18 protein-coding genes are annotated in these 24,701 nt (G+C 67.5%); 14 read left to right on the top strand and 4 right to left on the bottom strand.

The annotated features are described in order from the left end of the window. The first annotated feature begins 42 nt into the window (after window positions 1-42). Window positions 43-1,065, top strand: a complete 1,023-nt coding sequence (locus tag CFB40_RS25060) for a DNA-binding protein (protein ID WP_089427493.1) — start codon at window positions 43-45, stop codon at window positions 1,063-1,065. Between the two features lie 116 nt (window positions 1,066-1,181). On the opposite strand, the gene CFB40_RS25065 is transcribed toward CFB40_RS25060, so the two are convergent. Continuing rightward, complete coding sequence (locus tag CFB40_RS25065) at window positions 1,182-2,753, bottom strand: hypothetical protein (protein WP_089432686.1); 1,572 nt, start codon at window positions 2,751-2,753, stop codon at window positions 1,182-1,184. 306 nt (window positions 2,754-3,059) lie between these two features. Here CFB40_RS25065 and CFB40_RS25070 point away from each other — a divergent pair, with 306 nt between their 5' ends. The 7 genes from CFB40_RS25070 (at window position 3,060) to CFB40_RS25100 (ending at window position 11,099) form a co-directional block, all read left to right on the top strand. Continuing rightward, window positions 3,060-3,680, top strand: a complete 621-nt coding sequence (locus CFB40_RS25070) for a TetR/AcrR family transcriptional regulator (protein ID WP_089427491.1) — start codon at window positions 3,060-3,062, stop codon at window positions 3,678-3,680. 234 nt (window positions 3,681-3,914) lie between these two features. Further along, complete coding sequence (locus CFB40_RS25075; RefSeq protein ID WP_089427490.1) at window positions 3,915-4,973, top strand: NADP-dependent oxidoreductase; 1,059 nt, start codon at window positions 3,915-3,917, stop codon at window positions 4,971-4,973. A 100-nt stretch (window positions 4,974-5,073) separates the two neighbouring features. Further along, window positions 5,074-5,373 carry a putative quinol monooxygenase gene (locus tag CFB40_RS25080; protein ID WP_089427489.1) on the top strand — a complete coding sequence of 100 codons (300 nt, stop codon included), beginning with the start codon at window positions 5,074-5,076 and terminating at the stop codon, window positions 5,371-5,373. A gap of 134 nt (window positions 5,374-5,507) precedes the next feature. Beyond that, window positions 5,508-5,963: a (2Fe-2S)-binding protein gene (locus CFB40_RS25085; RefSeq protein WP_089432687.1), complete on the top strand. Its 456-nt coding sequence runs from the start codon at window positions 5,508-5,510 to the stop codon at window positions 5,961-5,963. 1 nt (window position 5,964) lies between these two features. Then, entirely contained in the window at window positions 5,965-8,187 is a 2,223-nt protein-coding gene (locus tag CFB40_RS25090) for a xanthine dehydrogenase family protein molybdopterin-binding subunit (protein WP_089432688.1), read from the top strand. 15 nt (window positions 8,188-8,202) lie between these two features. Further along, window positions 8,203-9,501, top strand: coding sequence for a c-type cytochrome (locus tag CFB40_RS25095; RefSeq protein ID WP_089427486.1), 1,299 nt, complete (start codon window positions 8,203-8,205; stop codon window positions 9,499-9,501). A 152-nt stretch (window positions 9,502-9,653) separates the two neighbouring features. Further along, complete coding sequence (locus tag CFB40_RS25100) at window positions 9,654-11,099, top strand: NAD-dependent succinate-semialdehyde dehydrogenase (protein WP_089427485.1); 1,446 nt, start codon at window positions 9,654-9,656, stop codon at window positions 11,097-11,099. Window positions 11,100-11,114: 15 nt separating this feature from the next. On the opposite strand, the gene CFB40_RS25105 is transcribed toward CFB40_RS25100, so the two are convergent. Continuing rightward, window positions 11,115-12,638: an OmpA family protein gene (locus CFB40_RS25105; RefSeq protein WP_089432689.1), complete on the bottom strand. Its 1,524-nt coding sequence runs from the start codon at window positions 12,636-12,638 to the stop codon at window positions 11,115-11,117. Between the two features lie 401 nt (window positions 12,639-13,039). Here CFB40_RS25105 and CFB40_RS25110 point away from each other — a divergent pair, with 401 nt between their 5' ends. Further along, window positions 13,040-14,518, top strand: a complete 1,479-nt coding sequence (locus tag CFB40_RS25110; RefSeq protein WP_089432690.1) for a sensor domain-containing diguanylate cyclase — start codon at window positions 13,040-13,042, stop codon at window positions 14,516-14,518. 54 nt (window positions 14,519-14,572) lie between these two features. Here CFB40_RS25110 and tagH read toward each other — a convergent pair whose 3' ends face one another. Together tagH and CFB40_RS25120 are read right to left on the bottom strand one after the other, a co-directional pair. Continuing rightward, window positions 14,573-16,036, bottom strand: a complete 1,464-nt coding sequence (gene tagH, locus CFB40_RS25115) for a type VI secretion system-associated FHA domain protein TagH (RefSeq protein WP_089432691.1) — start codon at window positions 16,034-16,036, stop codon at window positions 14,573-14,575. A 44-nt stretch (window positions 16,037-16,080) separates the two neighbouring features. Then, the gene (locus CFB40_RS25120; protein WP_089427481.1) at window positions 16,081-16,467 is read right to left on the bottom strand and encodes a TssQ family T6SS-associated lipoprotein; all 387 of its coding nucleotides are present in this window, start codon (window positions 16,465-16,467) and stop codon (window positions 16,081-16,083) included. 629 nt (window positions 16,468-17,096) lie between these two features. On the opposite strand from CFB40_RS25120, the gene tssJ reads away from it, so the two are divergent. The 5 genes from tssJ to tagF are packed head-to-tail and all read left to right on the top strand — an operon-like array spanning window position 17,097 to window position 24,665. After that, window positions 17,097-17,612 (top strand): type VI secretion system lipoprotein TssJ, encoded by a 516-nt coding sequence (gene tssJ / locus CFB40_RS25125; RefSeq protein WP_089427480.1) that lies wholly within the window; start codon window positions 17,097-17,099, stop codon window positions 17,610-17,612. Then, complete coding sequence (gene tssK / locus CFB40_RS25130; RefSeq protein ID WP_089432692.1) at window positions 17,609-19,021, top strand: type VI secretion system baseplate subunit TssK; 1,413 nt, start codon at window positions 17,609-17,611, stop codon at window positions 19,019-19,021. Before tssJ ends, tssK begins: the two co-directional genes overlap by 4 nt. A gap of 15 nt (window positions 19,022-19,036) precedes the next feature. Continuing rightward, entirely contained in the window at window positions 19,037-20,359 is a 1,323-nt protein-coding gene (locus CFB40_RS25135) for a DotU family type VI secretion system protein (protein WP_089427478.1), read from the top strand. Between the two features lie 2 nt (window positions 20,360-20,361). After that, window positions 20,362-23,988 (top strand): type VI secretion system membrane subunit TssM, encoded by a 3,627-nt coding sequence (gene tssM, locus CFB40_RS25140; RefSeq protein WP_089432693.1) that lies wholly within the window; start codon window positions 20,362-20,364, stop codon window positions 23,986-23,988. After that, window positions 23,970-24,665: a type VI secretion system-associated protein TagF gene (gene tagF, locus CFB40_RS25145; RefSeq protein ID WP_089432694.1), complete on the top strand. Its 696-nt coding sequence runs from the start codon at window positions 23,970-23,972 to the stop codon at window positions 24,663-24,665. The genes tssM and tagF overlap by 19 nt, the downstream gene beginning before the upstream one ends. Window positions 24,666-24,701 lie beyond the last annotated feature (36 nt).

Consider the following 24,701-nt stretch of genomic DNA (forward strand, 5'->3'; position numbering starts at 1 on the left):
GTTTACGTTATATTATTGACGAAATCACCAGCCCAACCCGCCATGTCCGATCTCGCCGCCGACGAATCCCGCCTGACCGCCGAAATCGAGCGTCTCAAGGCCGACTTCCCGAAAACCCGCGAGCTGTATCGCGAAGCCTGCGCGCTGCTGTTCTTCCGCTTCGGCATCACGCCCACTGCGAACCGCCTGTACCAGCTCGTCCGCAAGGGCAGCATGAGCACGCCGACGGCCGTCCTCGGCGAGTTCTGGGCCGAGCTGCGGGAAAAGAGTCGCGTGCGCATCGAGCATCCCGATCTGCCGGCCGATCTGCAGGCGGCCGCCGGCGAACTGGTGGCGGCGCTGTGGAATCGATCGAGCGCCGACGCGGCCGGCGCGCTCGACGCATTGCGCGCGGAGGTCGAGGCCGAGCGGGTAGCAGCGAAGGCGGAAGTCGCGGCATTGCAGGCCGAACTGGCCCGCACCGAAACCGCGCTGGAGCAACGCACGGCCGCGCTGCTGGCCGCGCAGGTGCGCATTCAGGAACTGGAACAGGCGAGGGCGGCGGACGACGCATCGCGGCAAGCGCTGCAAGCGGACATCGAACGCCTCACGGCCGACAACGCGGAAGGCGACCGCGCACTTGCGCAGGCGCGGGCGGATTTCACCACCCAGCTCGACCGGCTGCGCGACGACGCCGGCCGGGCCGAGGAGCGCTTGCGCGCGTCGGAGAAGCGGGCGCTTCAGGAGATCGATCGCGAGCGGCTCGCGGCCGCGCGGCTGCAGAAGGAACTCGAGGCAGCGGCATTGCGCATGGAGCAGCGCGATGCGCAACAGCGCAAGGAAATGGCCGCACTGCAGGCGCAGCTCGGCGACGCGCTGCATCGATGCGGCGTGCTTCAAGGGCAGCTCGACGGCGCGCTGGCGACCGATGCGGCACGGAGCAAGGAGCTCGATGCGCTGCGGCGCGAAATGACAGCGCTCTCGCGCCGGTCGGCGCTGCGTGGCGCCAAGGCTGCGCCAGCCGCACAACGGGACGAGCGGAGGGCGCGCACGCGAAAGCGCGCGGACGAAGCGCCGTCTCGTTGAAGTAGAAACCGCAAGCGTGCGTCAGCCGAAGGCGACGCACGCCGAAAGCCTGAAGCGGCAAGGCAAGCGACCGAGCCCCTCACACCCCCGATCGCCCGCCCATCCCCCGATACCGATCAACTCGACACATACCGCGACGGCAACGCCGGCGCATCCGCCGGAATCGTGACGAGCGACGTATTGAGCCAGCCCTGCGGCGACCCATTCGACTGCGCATAGGCGCCGACGTACGGCATCATCCGCGTCGTCTGATAGACCTGCGGCGTCCACCCGGCGGGCGCGAGGAAGATCGACGTCGCACGCTTCTCGCTATACGCGGACGCCCCATACGTCGAGATGTTCCACAGCGTCTGCTGATACGTCGCATAGTCGGCGTTGTGCCGCGAACCGCCGGCCTGCCAGCCTTCGAGCTGGATGAACGTGTTGTACGTGCCGGCGCCCGCGAGCAGGTTGTTCACCGTGCGCCCGTACAGGAACGACAGGATCAGCCCGCAGTTCGCCGGCGCGAAATCACTGCCGACGCTCAGGTAATAGCGGCCCGTCGTGTTCAACACCGATGCGTAGTGCGAGTTGCCGATGTCCGTCGACGTCGTCAGCCCGCTCGCGCCCATGAAGCTGTCGAACGCCTGCATCGTGACGCCCGCCGGCAGGTCGCTCGTCGCGCTGATCGCGACGATGTGCGAGCCGGCCGCCAGCAGCGTCAGGAACGCGGACAGCGTGCTCGTATTCCAGTTGCCCTGCGCATCGACGAACGGAAACGCGCGATAGCCCGTCAGCGCGAACACCGCCGGATCGGAGCCGGCCTGCCACGTGATCTGCGGCACCCACATCGTCAGCGGGCCGGCGTTCGACGCGCCGGATACGTACTGTTTCAGCGCGTCGACGAGTTGCGCATCGGCAGCGGGCAGCACGCCATAGGCCGCGCCGCTCTGCCAGCGCCGCACCCATTGCGCGACGAAGGCCGCCAGTTGGCCGCCGGTGAAGTCGGCGGGCGGCACGTAGCCGAGCGGGCCGGTGCCTTGGTACGCGGACTGGATGGCCGCGGCCGTGCGCACGTTGCTGCCGAACATGCTGTTCGCGAAATCCTGGCAGTTGTTGGCCGGCGGCGTCGCGAGCTGCGCGAGCGGGACGACCCACGCGCCGTTCGCGGTCGGGACGCCGCGATACAGCGTGAGATTCGCGACCGAGTCGTGACCGGGAAACGTGGCGGCGTCGGCGCCCGACACGTAGCCGGCGGACGGCGTGACGCTGACGGTGGTCGGCTGCGACCCGAACGGATGCGTGTACGAAATGGCAAACGATGCGTCGCCGCCGGCGAGGCTGAACGATCCCGTGCAGTCACCCCAGCTGTTCGACGCACTGACGGCGGTCGATTGCCCGGTGGCGACCTGCGCTTGCGACGCCTGCGGCAGCGAGCCGCTCTGGCTCGCCGCGTTGCCGTACGCGAGCGTCGTCGACGGGATCGCATTGACGACGTTGATCGTGATCGAGCGGTCGGCGATGCCGTAGCTGCGCGCGGATGCATCCGCGGCGCCGGCGGCGGCGAACGACGACGCGGACGTCGGGTTGCCGTCGCCGCCGCAGGCAGCCAGCGAGCCGACGAGCGGCGACAGGGTCAGCGCGGCGCCGCGCTGGATGAAGCGCCGGCGGTTCGGCTCGGACGGGCGTTCGGGTTTCGAAGCAGTCATGGGCGTTCCTGGTCACGGGTTCGGGAGGCGACAACGACGATCCGGCGCATTGCACACGTGTGCAATGCCGGTCGAAACGGCTCGATCACCGGCACATGCGCCGCGCGTATTTATGCGGGAGATCGATGAAACGCCTGCGACGAAACCGAGTCGGGCGTGTGACGCCGCGCGCTCGGCGGAGCGGGAAGGAGGGAGGCATGCCGGCGCGACGTTTGGGCGCCGGGCGGGGATCGGGTAAAGTGCCGCTCAACATGCCGGCTCGACGTTACTAGACGACCGGTCTAATCGTTGCTAACATACGCCATCATGAATGCATCTTCGGGCGCGGAAGTCCGCCAGCACATCCTGAATATCGCCAAGCCGATCATGCTCCACAAGGGGTTTTCGGCGGTCGGCCTGAACGAGATTCTCGCTGCGGCGGGCATCCCGAAGGGCTCGTTCTACCATTACTTCGGCTCGAAAGAGGCATTCGGCGAAGCGCTGCTCGAATCGTATTTCGACGGCTATCTCGCGCACCTCGACAATCTGTTCAAGCATCAGGCCGGCACGGGCGCCGAGCGCCTGATGACGTACTGGCGCAACTGGCTGCACACGCAATGCGCGGACGATCCGGAAGGCAAGTGCCTCGCGGTGAAGCTCGGCGCGGAGGTGTCGGACCTGTCGGAAGCGATGCGCGCGGTGCTGCGGAACGGCACGAGCCAGATCATCGAGCGGCTCGCGGGCGGCATCGAGGCCGGGCTGGCCGACGGTTCGCTGAGCGGGGTCGCCGATCCGTCGCATACGGCCGCGATCCTGTACGAGCTGTGGCTGGGCGCGACGCTGCTGGAAAAGATTCACCGCAATCGCAAGCCGCTCGAAAGGGCGATGGTCGAAACGCGGCGCATGCTGAACCTGCCGCCGCTCGAGCCGGGCGACGTGCAGTCATAACCCGGGCGCGCATCGGCGCGCCTTGTTTTTACCCTGATACTAGACGACTGGTCTACTCAACACCGCATGACGAACGTGCCACGCCGCGTTACGCTGTCCCGATTGATTCAACCGCATGCACGCAGCCGCGCCGGCCTGAGCGCCGATGCAGCCGCCCGCGTGCGTCTCCCGCTGGTCCATCCCTGATCCGATCGTGCCCACGAAGCACGTCCATTCCTGTTGACGGAGGCTCACATGCCGCAAAGCAAAACCGCTAATCGCCAGATCATCCTGAATTCGCGCCCGGTCGGCGCGCCGACACCGGGCAACTTCCGCACCGAATCCGGTGACGTGCCGACGCCCGGCGCCGGCCAGGTGCTGCTGCGCACGGTCTGGTTGTCGCTCGACCCGTACATGCGCGGCCGGATGAGCGACGCACCGTCCTATGCGCCACCGGCCGAACTCGGCCAGCCGATGGTCGGCGGCACCGTCAGCCAGGTCGTCTCGTCGAACCTGCCGGCGTTCCGCGAAGGCGACCTGGTGGTCGCAGGCGCCGGCTGGCAGGACTATGCGTTGTCCGACGGCAGCGGCCTGATTCCGCTCGGCCGCGACTTCGCCCATCCGTCGTACGCGCTCGGCGTGCTCGGCATGCCGGGCTTCACCGCCTATACCGGACTGCTGACGATCGGCGAGCCGAAGGCCGGTGAAACCGTGGTCGTCGCGGCGGCGAGCGGTGCGGTCGGCGCGGTGGTCGGCCAGATCGCCAAACTGAAGGGCTGCCGCGTGGTCGGCGTCGCGGGCGGCGCCGACAAGTGCGCGTACGTGACCGATACGCTCGGTTTCGACGTGTGCGTCGACCACCGCGATCCGGCGTTCGCCGCGAAGCTGAAGGAAGCGTGCCCGAACGGCATCGACATCTATTTCGAGAACGTCGGCGGGGCCGTGTTCGACGCGGTGTGGCCGCTGCTCAACGACCATGCGCGCGTGCCGGTGTGCGGGATCATCGCGCACTACAACGACGCGGCTTACGACGACAAGGCCGTGTCGACCGGCCGCGACCGCGTGCCGGCACTGATGGGCACGATCCTGCGCAAGCGCATCCGGATGCAGGGTTTCATCATCATGGATCACTATGCCACCGGCTACGCGACGTTCATGAAGGACATGAGCGAATGGGTCGCGCAGGGCAAGGTGAAGACGCGCGAGGACGTCGTCCCCGATCTCGCCGATGCGCCGGAAGCGCTGATCGGCCTGCTGGCCGGCAAGAACTTCGGCAAGGTCGTCGTGCGCGTGGGCCCGGACGAACTGGCCTGACGCCTCCGCACGGCGACACACAACGGCTGCACGCCGGCGTCACGCGACGCCGGCTTGTGGCATGCTCGATTCCGCTATCGACGACTAGGAGAGTGACAAGATGGCGCTTCACGTGATGGCTTCCCTGTTCCTGAAACCCGAACACGCGGCGGCCGCCGAGGCCGAGCTGCGCAGCATGGTCGCGAAGACACGCACCGAGCCGGGCAACCGGCGCTACGACCTGTTCCGCGAACAGGACGGCTCGCCGAACCTGCACCTGTACGAGATCTACGACGACCAGGCCGCCTTCGACGCGCACCTCGCGAGCCCGCATTTCGGCGAATTCCGCGCGAAGTCGGCCGACTGGTTCACCGCGCCGCCGGTCATCAAGGTGCTGTCGGGCATCGACGTCGCCGAGTAACCCGCCGTACGCCCGTCGCGGCTCGCGCCCACCCGGGCCGCACGGCACCCGCCGCACTGCACGCGGCGGCGATGACAACACCAGGCGGCGCATCGTTCGCGCCGCTTCCCCAATACACCGGCCCCGGAGGCTGAATGATCACCCTCAACATCAACGGCGAAACCCGCTCGGTCGACGCCCCCGACGACATGCCCTTGCTCTGGGTGCTGCGCGACGTCGTCGGTCTCACCGGCACGAAATTCGGCTGCGGGATCGCGCAGTGCGGCGCGTGCACGGTGCATCTCGACGGCGTCGCCGCGCGCTCGTGCGTGCTGCCGGTCGCGGCGGTCGCCGGCCGCAAGATCACGACGATCGAAGCCGTCGGCGCGACGCCGGCCGGCCACAAGGTCCAGCAGGCATGGCGCGCGCTCGACGTCGTCCAGTGCGGTTACTGCCAGTCGGGGCAGGTGATGGCCGCCACCGCGCTGATCGCGTCGAACCCGAACCCGAGCGACGCCGACATCGATGCGGCGATGGCCGGCAACATCTGCCGCTGCGGCACGTACAACCGGATTCGCGCGGCCGTGAAGCAAGCCGCCAAGGAGGCCTGACATGTCACGAGGACTGATCGAAGCCGGTCGGGCCGGCGCGGGCGTGTCGCGCCGTTCGTTCCTCAAGCTCGGCATGTCGCTGGGCGCGGCGGCCGGCGGCGGATTGCTGCTCGGCTTCAGCATGCCGGCCGCGGGTGACGATGCGCGTCGTTCGGTGATCGGCGGCGACGCCGCCGAGCCGGCTCAACCGGGCGTGTTCGCACCGAACGCGTTCGTGCAGATCGACCGCGCCGGCAAGGTCACGCTGGTGATGCCGAAGGTCGAGATGGGGCAGGGCGTCTATACGGCGCTGCCGATGCTGATCGCGGAGGAACTCGAAGTGCCGCTGTCGAGCGTGACGCTCGATCATGCGCCGCCGAACGAGAAGCTGTTCCTCGATCCGCTGCTCGGCGGCCAGCTCACCGGCGGCTCGACGTCGGTACGCTATGCGTGGGAGCCGCTGCGGCGTGCCGGCGCCACCGCGCGCACGCTGCTGGTCGCGGCCGCCGCGAAGCAATGGAACGTCGATCCGGCAGCCTGCCGCGCCGCGAACGGCGAAGTGCAGCATCCGCCGAGCGGCCGGCGCGCGTCGTACGGCCAGCTTGCCGATGCTGCGGCGAAGCTGCCGGTGCCGAAGGACGTCGCGCTGAAGCAGCCGGCGGATTTCAAGCTGATCGGCACGCCCGCGAAGCGGCTCGATTCGCCGGAGAAGGTCGACGGCACCGCGCAGTTCGGGCTCGACGTGCGCCTGCCCGGCATGCTGGTCGCGGTGATCGTGAACAGCCCGGTGTTCGGCGGCACGGTCGCGAGCGTCGACGACACGGCCGCGAGGAAGATCCCCGGCGTGCGCCAGGTCGTGCGCGTCGACAACGCGGTGGCGGTGGTCGGCGATCACACGTGGGCCGCGAAGCGCGGCGCGTCGGCGCTGGTCGTGAAGTGGAACGAGGGCGCGGGCGCGAAAGTCTCGACGAAGGATCTGTTCGCGGATCTCGCGCAGGCGGCGGCGAACGGCAAGGGCGCGGTCGCACGCAAGGACGGCGACGTCGACAAGGCCTTCGCGAATGCGAAGACGCGCGTCGACGCCGTCTACGAGCAGCCGTTGCTCGCCCACGCGACGATGGAACCGGTGAACTGCACGGTGCACGTGCGCGGCGACGGCTGCGAGATCTGGGTCGGCACGCAGGTGCCGACGCGGGCGCGCGATACCGTGCAGCAGCTCACGGGCCTCGCGCCCGACCGGATCGTCGTGCACAACCACCTGCTCGGCGGCGGCTTCGGCCGGCGGCTCGAGACGGACATGATCGGCCAGGCCGTGAAGGTCGGCAAACAGGTCAACGCGCCGGTGAAGGTAGTCTGGACGCGCGAGGAAGACGTGCAGCACGACATGTACCGGCCGTGCTACTACGACAGGATCTCGGCCGGCCTCGATGCGAACGGCAAGCCGGTCGCGTGGCAGCACCGGATCGTCGGCTCGTCGATCATGGCGCGCTTCGCGCCGCCGGCGTTCCAGCACGGCGTCGATCCCGATGCGGTCGAGGTCGCGGCCGAACTGCCGTACGACCTGCCGAACCAGCTGGTCGACTACGTGCGCCAGGAGCCGCGCCACGTGCCGACCGCGTTCTGGCGCGGCGTCGGCCCGACGCGCGGCACGTTCGTGGTCGAGAGCTTCATCGACGAACTGGCCGCGCAGACCAAGACCGACCCGGTGCAATACCGCCGCGCGCTGCTCGGCAAGACGCCGCGCGCGCTCAACGTGCTCGACGTCGCGACGAAGGCGGCCGGCTGGGGCGGCCCGGCGCTGCCGACGGGGCAGGGGCGCGGCGTCTCGGTGATGCACGCGTTCGGCAGCTTCTTCTCGATCGTCGTCGACGTCGCGGTGGATAACGGCGAAGTGCTCGTGAAGCGTGTCGTGTGCGCGGTCGACTGCGGCATGGTCGTCAACCCGAACACGGTCGAGGCGCAGGTGCAGGGCGGCATCATCTTCGGGATTACCGGCGCGCTGTATGGCGAAATCACGATCGAGGAGGGCCGCGTCGTGCAGAGCAACTTCACCGACTATCGGATGCTGCGGATCAACGAGACGCCGCCGATCGAGGTGCATCTCGTGAAAAGCGGCGAGGCGCCGGGCGGGATCGGCGAGCCGGGTACGGCCGCGACCGCCGCTGCGGTGGCGAACGCGATCTTCGCGGCAACCGGCAAGCGGCTGCGCAAGCTGCCGGTCGGCGACCAGCTGAAGACGGTTTGAGGGGAGGAGACGACCATGCAAAACCTCACCCTGAAGATGCTCGGCACGTCGTTGCTCACCGTGTCTGCACTGCTGGCCGGCACGGCCGCGCACGCCGCGCAGGCGGCGCCGGCCGACAGCGCGCTCGTCGCGCGCGGCGCGTATCTCGCGAAAGCGGGCGACTGCGTCGCGTGCCACACCGCGCCGCGCGGCACGCCGTTCGCCGGCGGCCTGAAGATGGTCACGCCGATGGGCGCGATCTACACGACCAACATCACGCCCGACCCGGACACGGGCATCGGCGGCTATACCGAAGCCGACTTCGCCAGCGCGTTGCGCAAGGGCGTCGCGAAGGACGGTCACAACCTGTATCCGGCGATGCCGTACCCGTCGTACGCGAAGCTGAAGGACGACGACGTGAAGGCGCTGTATGCGTACTTCATGCACGGCGTCGAACCGGTGAAGCAGGCGAACCGGCCGTCCGACATCCCGTGGCCGCTCAACATGCGCTGGCCGCTCGCGTTGTGGAACAAGGTGTTCCTCGACACGACGCCTTACGCCGACAAGCCGGCGAAAGACGCGATGTGGAACCGCGGCGCGTATCTCGTGCAGGGGCTCGGGCACTGCGGGTCGTGCCACACGCCGCGCGGCGTCGGCTTCCAGGAGAAGGCGCTCGACGAAGGCGGCACGGCGTTCCTGTCGGGCGCGCCGATCGACAACTGGTTCGCGTCGAACCTGACCGGCGAGCCCAACACGGGGCTCGGCCGCTGGAACGAGGCCGAGGTCGCGCAGTTCCTGAAGACCGGCGCGAATCGGCACGCGACCGCGTTCGGCTCGATGGTGAGCGTGATCAACCACAGCACGCAGGCGCTCTCCGATGACGATCTGGCGGCGATTTCGCGTTACCTGAAATCGCTGCCGGCCGCAGGCGGCACGGGCGCGCCGCCGTACAGCTACGATCCGAAGGCGACGCAGGTCGCGCTGGGCCGGCCGGCGACCGATCCGGGCGCGAAGGTGTATAACGCTTACTGCCTGCATTGCCACGGCGCGGACGGGCGCGGCTACGCGCCGCTGCTCGCGCCGCTCGCCGGCAATCCGAACGTGCTCGAAACCGATGCATCGTCGCTGATCAACGTGACGCTGAACGGCAGCGACACGCTCGTGATCGGTGGCGTGCCGTCCGCGTATCCGATGCCGGCGTTCTCGAACCAGTTGAACGACCGGCAGATCGCCGACGTGCTGACGTTCATGCGCGCCGGCTGGAACAACGGCGCGCCGGCCGTGCAGGCGGCGGACGTCGCGAAACTCCGCAAGGCGACGGCGGCCGCGCGCTGAGCGCGGCCCCATGCGGAACGAGGGCGGGCCGGCGTGCCCGCCGTCACTGCCGCCGGGTGCGTGCCTGCCCCGGCGGCGTGGCTTTTTCTGTCAACCGGCGCGCGGCCGTTCGCGGCAGCGCGCGTTTATCGACGCAATGTAGGGGTGTCTGGATGGCTAACGTGACTTATACGGATACGCAACTGCTGATCGACGGCGAGTGGGTCGACGCCGCGAGCGGCAAGACGATCGACGTCGTGAACCCGGCGACCGGCAAGCCGATCGGCAAGGTGGCCCACGCGGGCATCGCCGATCTCGACCGTGCGCTCGCCGCCGCGCAACGCGGCTTCGAAGCCTGGCGCAAGGTGCCCGCGCACGAGCGCGCGGCGACGATGCGCAAGGCGGCCGCGCTGGTGCGTGAGCGCGCCGACGCGATCGCGCAGCTGATGACGCAGGAGCAGGGCAAGCCGCTCACCGAAGCGCGCGTCGAAGTGCTGTCGGCGGCGGACATCATCGAATGGTTCGCGGACGAAGGCCGCCGCGTGTACGGCCGGATCGTGCCGCCGCGCAACCTCGGCGCACAGCAGACGGTCGTGAAGGAGCCGGTCGGCCCGGTCGCCGCCTTCACGCCGTGGAATTTCCCGGTCAACCAGGTCGTGCGCAAGCTGAGCGCCGCACTGGCCACCGGCTGCTCGTTCCTCGTGAAAGCGCCGGAAGAAACCCCCGCCTCGCCGGCCGCGCTGCTGCGCGCCTTCGTCGACGCGGGCGTGCCGGCCGGCGTGATCGGCCTCGTGTACGGCGATCCGGCTGAGATCTCGTCGTACCTGATTCCGCACCCGGTGATCCGCAAGGTCACGTTCACGGGTTCGACGCCGGTCGGCAAGCAGCTCGCCGCGATGGCGGGCCTGCACATGAAGCGCGCGACGATGGAGCTGGGCGGGCACGCGCCGGTGATCGTCGCCGAGGACGCCGACGTCGCGCTCGCGGTGAAGGCGGCCGGCGGCGCGAAGTTCCGCAACGCGGGGCAGGTCTGCATCTCGCCGACGCGCTTCCTCGTGCACAACAGCATCCGCGACGAATTCACGCGCGCGCTGGTCAAGCATGCGGAAGGGTTGAAGGTCGGCAACGGCCTCGAGGAAGGCACGACGCTCGGCGCGCTCGCGAACCCGCGCCGGCTGACCGCGATGGCGTCGGTCATCGACAACGCGCGCAAGGTCGGCGCGAGCATCGAAACCGGCGGCGAGCGGATCGGCTCGGAAGGCAACTTCTTCGCGCCGACCGTGATCGCGAACGTGCCGCTCGAAGCGGACGTGTTCAACAACGAGCCGTTCGGCCCGGTCGCCGCAATTCGCGGTTTCGACAAGCTCGAGGATGCGATCGCGGAAGCGAACCGTCTGCCGTTCGGTCTCGCCGGCTACGCGTTCACACGTTCGTTCGCGAACGTGCACCTGCTCACGCAGCGCCTCGAAGTCGGGATGCTGTGGATCAACCAGCCGGCGACGCCGTGGCCGGAAATGCCGTTCGGCGGCGTGAAGGACTCGGGCTACGGGTCGGAAGGCGGGCCGGAAGCGCTCGAGCCGTACCTCGTCACGAAGTCGGTGACCGTGATGGCCGTGTAAAGAAGGGCGGCTCGGCTAGTCCGTGCCGCTCTTGCCCCCTCCGCGAGCGTAGGTCACGCGAATTTCCACACGACGATTCGGCGCGTTACATTGTTCGACCTCGTAACGCGTTCCGGTCGTCTCTGACGGGCATTTGACCTTCGGCTCGCGGCTACCTGCACCAGTCGAGATGATCTCGACATCTTGATTGGCAATTAACCGACGCAACACCGTCGCAACTGCACTGGCACGCAATTCCGACAATCGCTGGTTGTCTCCAAGCGTTTCTGCGAGTGGTCCAGTGATGTGTCGGGCATCGCTATGCCCGCGTACGACGATGCGCCTTGGTGTGCCCGATGCCTCGATCGCGGACATCACGCTTTTCAATTGTGTCTGGGCAAGCGAGGTCAACTCGAAGCTCCCAGTCTTGAATAGCATGTCGTTTGCTAGATCGAAGCACGGATTAATCGGTGGCTTCGCGCTAACCACTCGCATTGCTCCCGTATCGAGGCGCAATGTCGCGTAGCGGATAGCGCGACGGTCGTTACCGAACGATACATTTTCCTTCGGCTCAAGCACACTGAAGGACACGAAGGAAGTATTTCCAACGCCTGTCCACAAAACATCTGCGCCGTGAATGAGCAGCCGTCCCCCCTCGATGCGGCGGCAATCCAGTATTGGATGGCCAACGACGTCCGAAATACGTTCGATCGTGCCCCGTTCGGATTCGTTTACTTCAATGCTGACGTCGGGAATACGAATTCCCAGCCTTTCGAAAACTAGATTCATCAGAGGCTGTGGGCCGCCGAAGAGGAGCACGATACCGAGTGGAATTATCGCGACAAATAGCCAGCGGACCCACGCTGGCGGCCGCGAATGTTTATCGTTGAGTGTTGAGAAGCCCAGTCGCTCGGCTGGAAGGCCTGTGATGACCAACGCGATAAAACCAGCAAGGAAGAATGCAATCAACAGCCTCGCCAACGACACATCGTGATAGACCCACGCAAGCAGGACCATCACCGCAAACATCATCACCGACATGAACAGGTACGCGCCGCCTTGGACTTCACGCGGCATCGAATATTCCGCAGCACCGGATGCCTTACGCCTCTCCTGCACCTGCTTTCGACTCTTCCGGAATTTCGTCAATACTGCCCATCGGAATCTCGCAAATTTCTTGATTTTTCTTTGGGATACTAGCTTTCTGAGTGACGGCCAGTTGGCTGCAGAAATAGTTCTAGGCGGACGGTTATATACGCGTTCCAAAAAACTTATCAAATGAACAAACCATATCGAAGAAATGGCACCGTACATCAACAGCACGACATAGACGAAACCAAAAGCAATTGCCACGAAAACAAAGAAAACGACTTCCCCAGGCGTCAATCCAGAAGGGAAGAATTTGATGTTGAACAAGTATCCGAGAGTAATTAGCGCCCCCGCGGCCGCTGCAATCTTGTAGGAAAACGATGCTAAATTGCTGATTGATTCGACGCGTTTTGCAAGAAGGTCGGCGCGCTCGGCTTCGCTGGCCGCGTCCGCGTGATTGTTTGTCGACATGACGTTATTTTTCTATTGCATGAAATGGAACGACTGGTTTGCCCGCAAAACAGTCAGGCCTTGTCTTGATTTTTGCAAGACAACGTCATTGAGATAAATCGATCAAGGGCCGTTGTCAACGCCCACGTGCTGTCTGGCGGCGATGTTCATCTAGCTTTCCCGCCGACCGTACATTCGAACGTCAACCGGACGACAATTTCAATATCCGCACCATTCCCATCCCATTGTTTCAATTCCGTCATCGGCAACGACATACGCCGCGCCCCTAAGCTCACGCCGTCAGCCAACTGGCAAGTACGGACTGCCCCTCGTACCCGGATGTCACACTTTTTGGTATAGCTTATTCAGAAGAAACCATAACAACCGGTGCGTCAGCGTCGGCCCAACCTGAGAGGACACGGATGCATCCGCGGTCGGCAGCGCCGTACTACGTTGTGCTGGCGGGGCCCTTGATAGCGTGCGCGCTGATGGGCCTCTGCGTGTTGCAGTTGTTTCAGAGCCGTCACGACGCGCTCGACCGCGCACGCGAGACGTCGCGAAATCTGGCGCTCGTCGCCGAGCGCGACATCGAGCGCAATATCGAGCTGTACGGCCTGTCACTGGAGGCAGTGATCCAGGGCCTCCAGCGGCAGGACGTCATGGCGGCCACGCCGGCCCTGCGGCGCGCCGTCCTGTTCGATCATGCAATGACCGCGCAATTTCTCGGTTCGATGCTCGTGCTGGATTCGGCCGGCAACATCATCCTCGATTCGGCGAACGACGTGCCGCGACAAGGCAATTTCGGCGACCGCAAATACTTTACGGTTCACCGGGACAATCCGAACGCCGGGCTTTACATCAGCGATCCGTTTGCGTCCCGCCTGCGCGGCGGCTCGCTCAGCGTGGCACTGACGCGCCGCGTGTCGAATCCGGACGGCTCGTTCGGCGGCATTGCGCTGATCGCGGTCAATCTCGAGTATTTCCATACGCTGTTCGCCGGCCTCGCGCTCGGCTCGCACGGCGCGATCTCGCTGGTCGGCCGGGACGGCATCATGTTCATGCGCCAGCCGTACGACGTGCGCACCATCGGCCGCGACATCAGCAAGGCGGCGACGTTTCGCCACTTCATGACGGCGCCGGAAGGCTCGTTCATCGAGACCTCGACGATCGACCACGTGCGCCGCCTGTACTACTTCAAGACGCTGCCGCACCTGCCGCTGATCATCATGGTCGCCGAGGCGGAGCAGGACATCTACGCGGCGTGGCGGCGGCGCGCGATCACGATCGGCGCGCTGGTGGCGACCTTCGGTGTGGCGTTCATCGTGCTGTCCTTTTTGCTGGGCACCCAGCTGCGGCGCAGGATGCGGGCCGAATCCGAGCTGGTGATGCTCGCGCGCACCGACGGCCTCACCGGGCTCAACAATCGCCGCTCGTTCGGGGAAGTGCTGGATCTCGAATGGCGCCGCGCACGCCGTGCCCGCTCGGTGTTTTCGCTGCTGTTCGTCGACGTCGACCGCTTCAAGGCCTTCAACGACAAGTATGGTCACCAGGCCGGCGACGACGCGCTGGCGGCGGTTGCGCGATGCATCGGCGAGAACATCCGGCGTCCCGCGGACACCGCCGCCCGCTATGGCGGCGAGGAATTCGTCGTGATCCTGCCCGATACGCCGGCCACGGGCGCGACCGAGATCGCCGAACGGATTCGCGCGGCCATCGACGGGCTCGCGATCGAACATGCGGAAAGCGAATTCGGGCGCGTCACCGCGAGCATCGGCGTGGCAAGCTGGGCCCCCGGGCAGGAAGGGGAAGTCGAGTCGGTGATCAAGGCGGCCGACGAGGCGCTGTACCACGCGAAGGAAACGGGGCGAAACAAGGTGGCCTCGCATGAAACGGGCACCTGACACCGCCGCCGGCACGCACCGCCCGCCACCGACGGCGGGCGTGCCGTTCGACGTTCAATGCCGGCCGCTGCCGCGATAGCTTTCCACTTCCGCGTCGTACGCCGCCAGAAACGCCTTGCCGAACACCGACGCGAAATCGTCCTCGATCGCGAACACCGTGTCGCGATGGGTCGCCGCGTAGCGATCCCACATCCTCGCCTTGTACAGCACCGGCACGCGCTTCTCGTACCAGCGCATCGCGTCGTCGCGCTCGCGCAGCCGTTGCGGCGAAAAGCGCGTCAGCAGATCCATCAACGCGGCGCGCATGCCAGCCACCATGCCGATCTGGTGCGCATGCAGATCCTGGAATGCGTCGCTGACCGCGCTCTGCGGCGACATGAAACCCGGCAGCGGCAGCCCGAACATCTGCCGCAGCACGGCGCCGCCGTCCGGCAGCAGCTTCAGCGGGTTGTTCTCGCGATCGAGCAGCATCGTCATGTGCGCCTTCACCTCGCGCTTCAGGATGCTGCGCGACGACAGCAGCTCGACCGTGCCGTTCGCGAACAGCGCCAGCAACTGCCCCGCGATGTACAGCTGCTCGGCCGACCACTGATGCGACTCGGCGGCCGTATCGAGCCCCGCGCCTTCGAAGAACGCGCTCAGCAGTTCATCGGGCGTCGGCGGGCGCGTGGCATGCGGCGCCGGTTCGTCGGCCGGCTGCGCATGCGTATCGGCCGCGCGCGCGGCAGCGGGCTGCACCCGCACGTGTTGCGTCCACTCGGGCGCATGGTCGGCCTGGGTCGCGGACGACGCTTCGCGTTCCGTGTGGCCGCGATCGGCATGCGATGCCGTGCCTGACGTGCCTGACGTGCCGATATCGCCCGACGGCTGCGCGAACAGGTCGAGCGGATCGATCGACAGCTGGTGCAGGTCGCGCTGTGAAGGGGCGGGCGGTACGGTTTGCGCCGCGCGGTTCGCGGGCTGCGCGGCATCCGGCCGTGCAGGGCCACCTGGTCGTGTACCGGTGTCCGCCGCCTTGCCGCGTGGCGCGAGACGATCCTGCAGAAGCCCCCACAGCCGGTTGCCGGCGCCTTTCGTATCGATCCGCGAAGACGATGCAGGCGAGGGCGCCGCCGACGTTCGCGCCTGCGACGGCGGATCGACGTGCACGCCGGTATCGGTCGCCATGTCGATGACCGGGGCGTCGTCGCCGTGGCCGCCGTCGTCACGTTCGGCGCGCAGCACGTACGGCCCGATGCGAATGATGTCGCCGGTATTGAGCGGGCGCTCCTGCGCATAGCCGACCGGCTCGCGATTCACCTCGATCGTCGAGACGCTGCTCAGGTTCTTCAGCAGGCACGCGTCGTCGCCAACCTGCAGCAGCGCCTGCAGGCGAGATATCTGCCGCGTGTCGTCGCGCAACACGAGATGGTTGTCGCTGGCCCGGCCGATGGTGCCGCCGGGCGGATGAAACACGACGGCGTCGTAGGAGTCGTTTTCGACCGGCTCGCCGGCATGTTCGATCACGATCAGTTGCATGTCATACGTCGCTCGGTGAAGCGCTCGCGTGGAAACCGGTTCGTTCAGGATGACGACGCATGCCTGCGGCGCGCGAATTCGAACGCGGGCCCCCAGATCGGATGCCCCTTCTCGGCAGGGGACAAGTCGAAGCGCGGGTTGAGGTCGAGAAGTTTCGAGAACTCGGCGCGGCACGGCGTGATGCGGTTCGTCACGCAATAGCTGAACGCGAGGAGCTTGTGCGCGGCCACCTGCGTGTCGGTGTCGGCGCCGTCGATCTCCTTCGCATGGCTCAGCAATGCGATCGTGCGCCCGTAGTCGCCGCTGTCGTATGCGGCGCGCGCGCTGTCGACCGTCGCGCGTGCAGCCGACTGTGTCGGGGACGTACTGCACCCGCCGGCCCCCAGCAACCATGCGCCGAGGAAAAGAACGAGCGATGAACGACCTTTCATTATTGAAATTAAAGATTGGCGTAATTGGAAGGTGGCACACAAGCGCTGTTGGATTCTAGTGCCAATCATCGGCACCCAACCAGCTGTTACGTTTTGTTTCATTTCGCCAATCCGTTTCCCCCTGAATGCAGAATCGACTACGAATTTCAGTGCTTGTGAAACCGGAAAAACGGCCTATAGTTCGCTGTGTTTTTCGGATTCGTCAGTTGTTTGGTCAGCGCACGTCAATGCACTAAAAACAGGGCATCCGTTCGTGCGAAACGAATAGCCTGGCACACCACCAGCGTCGCGAGCGTCCCTTGCCCGGCGGCCGGCCGGCGTACGTCCTGCGCCCATCCGACAGGTGTCCACGCCATAGAACCGGGCCGCCCAGGCGCACCGGTCGGGTTAACTTTTGCCATTAATTTACCAATCTCAATTCAATTGCCCATCATCTCGCCAAAGAGATTTTCAAAAACCCCGATTGATATGACCCGGCTTTTTACAAGAACAATTTGCCGACACGGATCGCAATGGATGGATATGCAGGTTACACAATTACCGATCAATTAATTGTCCCTTTTTCAATCAGATCATCCGGTTTCGAAGTCGAAAACCGGCGCGCGGCTATTGGGTGGCGAGGGTGGCATATGCAATGGCGGTCGAGCAGTTTCATCGTATGGGGATGCGTGATGCTGTTGCCGGGGTGCGGTGCGACGGAGCACGCCGCGGCGGTGCCGTATGCGATCACGGTTGACGTTGCGCCGGACGTCAACCCGGACATGAACCGCAAGCCCTCGCCGATCGTGCTGAAGGTGTTCCAGCTCCGCGCGGCGTCGTCGTTCGACAGCGCCGATTTCTTCTCGCTGCAGGACAAGCCGGAAAACGTGCTCGGCGCGGACCTGCTCGGCACCGACCGCGTGATCCTGCGGCCGGGCGAGTCGCGCACGCTGCGCTATCGCGGCAACGTCGAGGCCGGTGCGATCGGCGTGGTCGCCGAATACCGGATGCTCGACAAGAACCGCTGGCGGCTAACGGTGCCGCTGCCGCGCGCGAAGCAGCTCAATCTCTACAAGTTCTGGCAGACGTCGCCGGGCGAGCTGAAGCTGTCGATCGCCGTCCGCAATGGCGGCGTCGCGCTGAACGATGCGAAGGGGCGCCCATGACCGAACCGACGATGTCCGCGACGCCGGTCGCGGCGCTCCGCCAGCGGGTGGTGTGGACCGAGGGGATGTTCCTGCGGCCGCAGCATTTCCAGCAGCTCGAACGGCACTGGGAGCGCTACGTCGCGCTGCGCTGCCTGCCGCTGCAAGGCTTCTACTGGGGCTTCGACACGCTGGAACTCGATCGCGAGCAACTGGCGCTCGGCAAGGTCGCGCTGCGCACCGCGTCGGGCGTGATGCGCGACGGCACGCCGTTCGACCTGTCCCATCCGGACGATCTCCCCGAGCCGCTCGACGTGCCGGCCAATGCGAAGGACCAGCTCGTCGTGCTCGCGCTACCGCTGTGGCGCGGCGGCGGCGAGGAGGTGTCGTTCGGTGCGGGCGCGGGCGGCAGCCATGCCGCGAACGGCGTGAATAGCGCGAACGGCAGCGCCGACGTCGCGCGCTACGTCGTCCGCGAATACGAAGTGGCCGACGCGAACGCGGTCGCACTCGGCCCCGCGCTGCTGCAGACGGGCCGCCTGAACGTGCGGCTGATGCTCGAAGCCGAGCTGACCGGCGACTGGCACGCGCTCGGCGTCGCACGGATCGTCGAGCGGCGCACCGACGCGCGGCTGCTCGTCGACGACGGCTACATTCCGCCGCGCCTCGTCGCGCAGCACGACACCGTGCTGCTGGCGTATGCGCGCGAGCTGCACGGGCTGCTCACGCAACGCAGCGAAGCGCTCGCGGCACGGCTGTCGGAGCCCGGGCGCGGCGGCGTGTCGGAAGTCGCGGATTTCCTGCTGCTGCAGCTCGTGAACCGCTATCTCGCGCTGACCTGGCACGCGCAGCAGCACGTGTCGACGCACCCGGAGGCGCTGTTCTGCGACTGGCTGAAGCTCGCCTGCGACCTGAGCACGTTCACGGCGGCCGGCCGGCGCCCGCAGTCGCTTGCGGTCTACGTCCACGACGACCTGCGCACGAGCTTCGCGGAGCTGATGACCGAGCTGCGCCGGTCGCTGTCGACGGTACTCGAGCAGAACGCGATCCAGATCGAGCTGCGCGATGCGGGCAACGGCATCCGCGTCGCGACGCTGGCCGACCCGGCGCTGCGCGACACGGCCGGCTTCGTGCTCGCGGTGCGCGCGGACGTGCCGGCCGACAGCCTGCGTGCACGGTTTCCCGCGCAGGCGAAGCTCGGGCCGGTCGAGCGGATCCGCGATCTCGTGCAGCTGCAGCTGCCGGGCATCACGATGCGCCAGTTGCCGGTCGCGCCACGGCAGATCCCGTATCACGCGGGCCATACGTACTTCGAGATCGACAAGGGCAGCGACCTGTGGAAGCAGCTGGCGCGCTCCGGCGGTCTCGCTTTCCATTTCGCCGGCGAATTCCCTGGGCTCTCGATGGAGTTCTGGGCGATACGCGGGTAAGGGCGGGGCGACGCGATGAATTCCTCCTCCGAATCGATCTCCCCCGGCGCCGGCGGATTCGTGCCGCCGAATCCGGGCGGCATGCATCCGGCCGCGGCGGGCACGGCCGGCCCGACCGCGACGCAGCCGCGCCCGGGGCGCTGGGCCGCGAGCGGCACGAACCCGCTCGTCGCCGCGGCGAATCCGTTGCTCAACCTGGTGCCGCAGATCCGCTCGACCGTCCATCACCCGAATCCCGCGTGGCTGCGCGAGCACCTGGTCGTCGAGATCCGGCAGTTCGAGGCGCGGGCGCAGGAGGCCGGCGTGCCGTCGGAAGCGATCATCGGCGCGCGCTACTGCCTGTGCACGGCGCTCGACGAGGCCGCCGCGCTGACGCCGTGGGGCGGCAGCGTGTGGTCGTCGCACAGCCTGCTCGTGTCGTTCCACAACGAGACGTGGGGCGGCGAGAAATTCTTCCACCTGCTCGAACGCCTGTCGCAGCAGCCGCGCCAGCATCTCGACCTGCTCGAGCTGCTGTATTTCTGTCTCGCGCTCGGTTTCGAGGGCCGCTATCGCGTACTCGACAACGGCCATGCGCAGCTCGACGCGCTGCGCCACCAGCTCGCGCTGACGATCCGCTCGGTGCGCGGCGAATTCGAACCGGCGTTGTCGCCGCACTGGCGCGACGTCGTCACGCGCGACGTCGCGCGCCGCTTCGGCGTGCCGCTGTGGGTGTGCGTGGCGCTCGCGCTGCTGATCGGCTTCGGCGTGTTCGTCGGGCTGCGGATCGCGCTCGCCGGGCATTCGGATCGGCTGTTCGCGTCGATCGATGCGCTGCACGTGCCGAAACTGCAGCCCGCGCAGGCGCCGCCGCGCCCGGCGCAGGCACCGCGCATCGCGAAGTTCCTGGAACCGGAGATCGCGGCCGGCCTCGTGGCGGTGCGCGACCAGGCCGACCGCAGCGTGATCGTGCTGCGCGGCGACGGGGTGTTCAAGTCCGGCTCGACGTCGGTGATCGACCGTTACGTGCCGGTGCTCGCGCGCGTGGCCGATGCGCTGAACAAGGTGCCCGGCAACGTGCGCGTGACCGGCTATACCGACGACACGCCCGTGCATACGGCGCGCTTCGCATCGAACTGGGACCTGTCGCGCGAACGCGCGGAAGCCGTGCGCGGGATGATCGCCGCGCGGCTCGACCATCCGGAACGGCTCGCCGCGGAAGGGCGCGGCACGCTCGATCCGGTCGCGCCGAACGATTCGCCGGCGAACCGCGCACTGAACCGGCGCGTCGAGATCACGCTGCTGCCGGCGCCCGGCAGTGCCGCCGTCGGCGCGAGCGCCACGCAGGGAGCCAACTGACCATGAACCAGGCTGTCGCGCGTTTCGTCCGGCCGTTGCCGTCGCGGGAGATCTGGACCTTCGCCGGTCTCGTCGTGCTCGCGTGCTTCGTATGGCTCGCGGGGCCGCTGTTCGCGTTCGCCGAGGTCCGGCCGCTCGAAAGCGGCTGGGCGCGCGGGCTCACGATCGCGGTGCTGTTCATCGCGTGGGGCGCACGCGTCGCGTGGCGCAGCTGGCGCGCCGGCCGCCTCAACGCGCAGTTGCTGAACCAGCTGCGCGAGGCCGCGCCCGGGCCGACTGTCGCCGACGATCCGGCGAAAGCGCAGCTCGACGAGTTGCGCAGCCGCTTCGACGAAGCCGCGACGCTGCTGAAGAAGGTGCGCTTCGGGCAGGCCGACACCGCGCGCAAAGGCTTGCCGCGCTGGTTCGACCGGATGTCGCGCCAGTATCTGTATCAGCTGCCGTGGTACGTGTTCATCGGCGCGCCGGGCTCGGGCAAGACCACCGCGCTCGTGAATTCCGGGCTCAGCTTTCCACTTGCCGAGCAGTTCGGCCGCGCGGCGATCCGCGGCGTGGGCGGCACGCGGCATTGCGACTGGTGGTTCACGAACGACGCGGTGCTGATCGACACGGCCGGCCGCTATACGACGCACGAGGGCAACCGCGCGCTCGACGAGGCCGAATGGAAAGGCTTCGTCGACCTGCTGAAGAAATACCGCACACGCCAGCCGCTGAACGGCGCGATGCTGACGATCAGCGTGGCCGACCTGCTCGGCGCGTCGGAGGCCGAACGCACGCAGCACGCGATGGTGCTGCGCAAGCGGCTGCTCGAACTGCGCGCGCAGCTCGGCATCCGCTTTCCCGTGTACCTGCTCGTGACGAAGGCCGACCTGCTCGCGGGCTTCGCCGAGTATTTCAGCAGCTACGGCCGCGCGGAATGCGCGCAGGTGTGGGGCTTCACGTTCCCGCTCGCGCAGAGCGAGGCGCCGGGCTTCGACCTGCGCGCGGCATTCGACCGCGAGTACCGGCTGCTGCACCAGCGGCTGAACGACGGGCTGCCCGAGCTGCTCGCCGCGCAGACCGACGCGCGCCAGCGCGAGATGACGTACCTGCTGCCGCAGCAGATCGCCGACCTGCAGGACATGCTCGGCCAGTTCGTCGCCGAGGTGTTTTCCGTGTCGAGCTACGAGCCGATGCCGATGCTGCGCGGCGTCTACCTGACGAGCGGCACGCAGGAGGGCACCGCGTTCGATCGCGTGATGAGCGGCATCAAGCGCTTCCTGAAGATCGAGGGCGTGCCGCCGGTCGCGCAGGTCGGCTCGACCGGGCGCAGCTTCTTCCTGAAGTCGCTGCTGCAGGAGCACATCTTCCGCGAAGCCGCGCTCGCCGGCAGCGACCTGCGCTGGCACCAGAAGCGGCGCGTGCTGCAGATCGCCGGCTACGTACTGCTCGCGCTGGCGTGCGTGGCCGTGCTGTTTGCGTGGCTGCGCAGCTATTCGAACAACCGCGCGTATCTCGACCAGATCGGCGCGCGTGTGCCGGCCGTCGATGCGCAGATCGCCGGCGCGAAATTCTCCGATGCGGCCGACGTCGCGCGCCTGCTGCCCGTGCTCGACGCGCTCGGCAACCTCGCGAATGCGGGCGGCGTCGACCTGCAGCATCCGCCGCTCGCGTATCGGTGGGGGCTGTTCCAGGGCGAGAAGATCGACGAAGCCGTCGACGCCGTGTACCGGCGCGCGCTCGAAGACGTGCTGCTGCCGATCGCCGCGAGCCGGATGGAGGCCGCGCTGCGCGACGCACGGCCCGACGAGACCGAGTATGCGTATGCGGCGCTGAAGGCGTACCTGATGCTGTACGACAGCGCGCACTACGATCCCGCGTTCGTGCAGGCCGTCGTCGACCTCGAGATGGAACGCGCGCTGCCGCCCGATTTCTCGCCGGCCGAACGCTCCGCGCTGCGTGCGCATCTCGCTGCGCTGTTCGGCAACCGGGTCGCGGTGTCGCCGTATCCGATGAACGAGCGGCTCGTGGCCGACGTGCGCGACCGGCTGCGCCAGGTGCCGTTCTCGCAGCGGCTGTACCGGCAGATGACGATGACGCTGCGGCCGGCCACGGCCGCGTTCGACTTCAGCGTCGCGCGGGCGGTCGGCCCCGACGCATCGCTGGTGTTCCGCCGCCAGAGCGGCAAGCCGCTGTCGGAAGGCGTGCCGGGGCTCTACACGCGCAACGGCTATCGCAACGTGTTCGCGCCGCGCCTGGCCGGCGAGGTCGAAGCGTACGGGCGCGAGGAGGTGTGGGTGCTGAACCTCGGGCTGTCCGAGATTCCCGGCCCGAACGACGCGGCGGCGTGGGCGCGCGATATCCGCCAGCTCTACCTGAACGACTACCTGAAGATCTGGGACGACTATCTCGCCGACATCAAGCTGCAGCGCACCGCGACGCTCGCACAGAGCATCCAGGTGGCGCGCGCGCTGTCGTCCGCCGATTCGCCGCTCACGCGACTGATGGTGGCGCTCGCACGGGACACCGCGCTCGGCGACGCACCGGGCGGGGCGCGCAATCTCGCGGCGCGCGCACAGGACAAGGTCGACGAGGCGCGCAGCTCGCTGTCGCAGATCTTCGCGGGCCAGGCCAGCAATTCGAGTGCGTCCGCGGCGGCGCCCGCGAGCGCCGAGCAGATCGTCGACAGCCACTTCGCCGGGCTGCGTGCGTTCGCGCCGGGCAGCGGCGACCAGGCGTCGGCATTCAACGACGTGCTGAAGTCGATCGACGCGCTGTACACGTACCTGACGGCCACCGACGACGCGCTGAGGAGCGGCGCGCAGCCGCCGCCGTCCGATGCGCCCGCGAAGCTGCGCGCGCAGGCCGGCCGCCTGCCGACACCATTCCGCGAAGTGCTCGACGACCTGTCGAACGTCGCGAACGGCAGCGTGGCGACCGTCGAGCAGCGCAGCGTCGCGACGCGGGCCGGCGCGAACGTCGGCGACTTCTGCCGGCAGGCGATCGCGGGCCGCTATCCGTTCGCGCGCGGCGCGGCGCGCGACGTCGCGCCGGCGGATTTCGCGCAGATGTTCGCGCCCGGCGGCCTGATGGACGACTTCTTCCAGAAGAACCTGCAGTCGATCGTCGATACGACGTCGCACCCGTGGCGCTTCGCGAACCGCAATGCGGACGCCGATCCGTCGGCCGCCGCGATGCTGGCGTCGTTCGAGAAGGCGGCGGTGATCCGCGACGTCTACTTCGGCGGCGGCGCGCGCACCGCACAACTGAAGGTGCAGATCCAGCCGCTCGAAATGGACCCGTCGATCACGGAGATGGTGCTCGACGTCGACGGGCAGATCGTCCGCTACGCGCACGGCCCGCTCGTGCAGAGCGCGGTGAACTGGCCGGGCCCGCGCGGCAGCAACCAGGTGCGGCTGCAGGTGTCCGGGCAGGCCGGCGCGACCGAAGGCTTCTCGACCGACGGGCCGTGGGCGCTGCACCGGCTGTTCGACCGCGCGGGGGTGTCCGCCGGGCGCGGTTCCGACCAGATGATTGCGCGGTTCACGGTCGACGGCAAACCGATCGTGCTGCAAGTGAATGCGGGCAGTGTCCGCAACCCGTTCAGGCTGCCCCAGATGGAGTCCTTTACATGCCCGCCGAAGCCATGAGCCCGACACCGCCGTTCACGCGTACCGACGGCGATGCGCCGGCCTGGTACGGGAAGATTCCCGGCGCCGGCGACTTCGTGAACAGCCGGCTGCCGCATGCGCTCGCGCTGTGGTGGGAGCGCTGGCTCCAGCAGGGCATGGCCGCGATGCGCCAGCGCGGCGCGGACGAGATCGAGCGCCACTACACAGTCGCGCCGGTCTGGAATTTCCTGATTCCGGCGGGCGCGGGCGCGTCGTGCGTGCAGCCGGGCTGCCTCGCGCCGAGCTGCGACCGGGTGGGGCGCTACTACCCGGTGATCGTCACGCTGCCGATGCTCGCCGCCGATTACTGGAACGGGCTGCCGGATGCCGCCGACACGTTCTACTGGCAGGTCGGCCAGGCGCTGCTCGACACGATCCGCCATGCCCGTGCGCCCGGCGATCTCGAGCAGATGCTGGCGCGTGTGCGGCTCACGCAGCGCGACGACACGTACGCCGACATCGTCGACGGCATGCCGGCGCCGCCGCCGGAACGGCCGGCCCCGGCCGCGTGGCCCGGGCTGTCCGGTTACTTCGATCCGCACGGCGGCACGAGTTTCTGGTGGACCAACCGCGCGGACGGATCGCCGCTGCGCACGCATGCGCATACGGGCACGCCCGACAACGCGCTGTTCCTGACGCTGTTCGGCGGCAGCTAGCGGCCCCCGGCTGACCGACGGCGGGCCGCCGGGCGC

This window comes from Burkholderia sp. AU31652 (assembly GCF_002223155.1).
Classification (GTDB): domain Bacteria; phylum Pseudomonadota; class Gammaproteobacteria; order Burkholderiales; family Burkholderiaceae; genus Burkholderia.

Excerpts from the sequence above, each read along its gene's own strand:
- CFB40_RS25060 (WP_089427493.1), top strand. The coding sequence starts at position 43 with ATGTCCGATCTCGCCGCCGACGAATCCCGCCTGACCGCCGAAATCGAG.
- CFB40_RS25065 (WP_089432686.1), bottom strand. The coding sequence starts at position 2,753 with ATGACTGCTTCGAAACCCGAACGCCCGTCCGAGCCGAACCGCCGGCGC.
- CFB40_RS25070 (WP_089427491.1), top strand. The coding sequence starts at position 3,060 with ATGAATGCATCTTCGGGCGCGGAAGTCCGCCAGCACATCCTGAATATC.
- CFB40_RS25075 (WP_089427490.1), top strand. The coding sequence starts at position 3,915 with ATGCCGCAAAGCAAAACCGCTAATCGCCAGATCATCCTGAATTCGCGC.
- CFB40_RS25080 (WP_089427489.1), top strand. The coding sequence starts at position 5,074 with ATGGCGCTTCACGTGATGGCTTCCCTGTTCCTGAAACCCGAACACGCG.
- CFB40_RS25085 (WP_089432687.1), top strand. The coding sequence starts at position 5,508 with ATGATCACCCTCAACATCAACGGCGAAACCCGCTCGGTCGACGCCCCC.
- CFB40_RS25090 (WP_089432688.1), top strand. The coding sequence starts at position 5,965 with ATGTCACGAGGACTGATCGAAGCCGGTCGGGCCGGCGCGGGCGTGTCG.
- CFB40_RS25095 (WP_089427486.1), top strand. The coding sequence starts at position 8,203 with ATGCAAAACCTCACCCTGAAGATGCTCGGCACGTCGTTGCTCACCGTG.
- CFB40_RS25100 (WP_089427485.1), top strand. The coding sequence starts at position 9,654 with ATGGCTAACGTGACTTATACGGATACGCAACTGCTGATCGACGGCGAG.
- CFB40_RS25105 (WP_089432689.1), bottom strand. The coding sequence starts at position 12,638 with ATGTCGACAAACAATCACGCGGACGCGGCCAGCGAAGCCGAGCGCGCC.
- CFB40_RS25110 (WP_089432690.1), top strand. The coding sequence starts at position 13,040 with ATGCATCCGCGGTCGGCAGCGCCGTACTACGTTGTGCTGGCGGGGCCC.
- tagH (WP_089432691.1), bottom strand. The coding sequence starts at position 16,036 with ATGCAACTGATCGTGATCGAACATGCCGGCGAGCCGGTCGAAAACGAC.
- CFB40_RS25120 (WP_089427481.1), bottom strand. The coding sequence starts at position 16,467 with ATGAAAGGTCGTTCATCGCTCGTTCTTTTCCTCGGCGCATGGTTGCTG.
- tssJ (WP_089427480.1), top strand. The coding sequence starts at position 17,097 with ATGCAATGGCGGTCGAGCAGTTTCATCGTATGGGGATGCGTGATGCTG.
- tssK (WP_089432692.1), top strand. The coding sequence starts at position 17,609 with ATGACCGAACCGACGATGTCCGCGACGCCGGTCGCGGCGCTCCGCCAG.
- CFB40_RS25135 (WP_089427478.1), top strand. The coding sequence starts at position 19,037 with ATGAATTCCTCCTCCGAATCGATCTCCCCCGGCGCCGGCGGATTCGTG.
- tssM (WP_089432693.1), top strand. The coding sequence starts at position 20,362 with ATGAACCAGGCTGTCGCGCGTTTCGTCCGGCCGTTGCCGTCGCGGGAG.
- tagF (WP_089432694.1), top strand. The coding sequence starts at position 23,970 with ATGCCCGCCGAAGCCATGAGCCCGACACCGCCGTTCACGCGTACCGAC.